Genomic DNA, 1,013 nt, shown 5'->3' with positions numbered 1-1,013 from the left:
TCGGAGTCGAACCACCAGCTCTCTCAGCTTTCCACTGCCGACGGGACAGGCTCCTGGAGTATGTTCTCTTGGGAGTCGGAGGCGCAGTCGAGACTGCAACCCGGACACTCCGTGACATTTGAGATAGATACGTCATGTCCGGTGAATACGTACGCCATCAGAAGTTGGCAGGTCGGTGCTTTCGATGTGGGAGGCCGTGAGTATTTCTTCAACGATGGCACAGCTCTGGAAATACCTGTCCCGGTTCCCGAACCGTCTTCCATACTGGCGCTTGCCGGAGGCATCGCTGGACTCTGCGGGTTTGCGCTGAGGCGAAGGAGGTAGAAGCGAAAGCTCACTACACCGTCCGGTGTGGGAATATCCGGGAAGCAAGTGACGTTCACTACGACTGCCGGAACCCTGAACCCGACTTCTGGAACCACGAACGCAAATGGAGAAGTATCCACGACCCTTAGCGGTGTTTCGCAGGGCGGGTTTGCCGTTGTGGAAGCTACGACCGCCAACCGATGCAATGAAACCATCAAGCAACGGTGTCAAGTAGACTTCCTCCAGAGCGCAGCCGATGATTGGCCGATGTTTATGAGGGATAACCGACATCAGGGATATGCCCGCACGAGTGACAGTACGTCTGTTACGGATTTCGGGAATCCCGTATGGACTATGGCGGTTGACACAGCTACCACCCAGTCCCCAAGGGGCGACTGGACGACTACATCCGGGCATCCCAACCCGGCCAAGGACTTGTTCAGTCCCTACACATACGTGTTTGAGCATCCTTACATGGACTCCAGTCCGGTTCATGCGACCGACTGTTCAGTTATCGTTGGCGCATGGGTGGGAACATACGGGAGCTACCTGGACGGCTCATCCAAAGGGTATGTTGCAGCTTTCAACCCCACCACTGGCGCTTTCCAATGGGACTATCCATCAGGGGCAAGAAACAACAACAACTTGAGATTGCCTGGCGGTATCTCGTCAACCCCGGCGATTGCTACGGTGAGCGGTCAGAAGCG

At 55.9% G+C, this 1,013-nt stretch carries 2 protein-coding genes; both read left to right on the top strand.

The genetic code is table 11. The annotated features are described in order from the left end of the window. Window positions 1-324: PEP-CTERM sorting domain-containing protein (locus ABJK56_RS01195; RefSeq protein WP_347242840.1), on the top strand; the 324-nt coding region annotated here is incomplete at its 5' end. A gap of 336 nt (window positions 325-660) precedes the next feature. Continuing rightward, a partial coding sequence (locus ABJK56_RS01190; protein WP_347242839.1) for a hypothetical protein occupies window positions 661-1,013 on the top strand: 353 nt, incomplete at its 3' end.

The sequence above is a fragment of the Thermogutta sp. genome, from assembly GCF_039793925.1.
Taxonomy (GTDB): Bacteria; Planctomycetota; Planctomycetia; order Pirellulales; family Thermoguttaceae; genus Thermogutta.
Note: the sequence above shows the minus strand (reverse complement) of the source record. Positions and strands in the feature narration are given on the sequence as shown.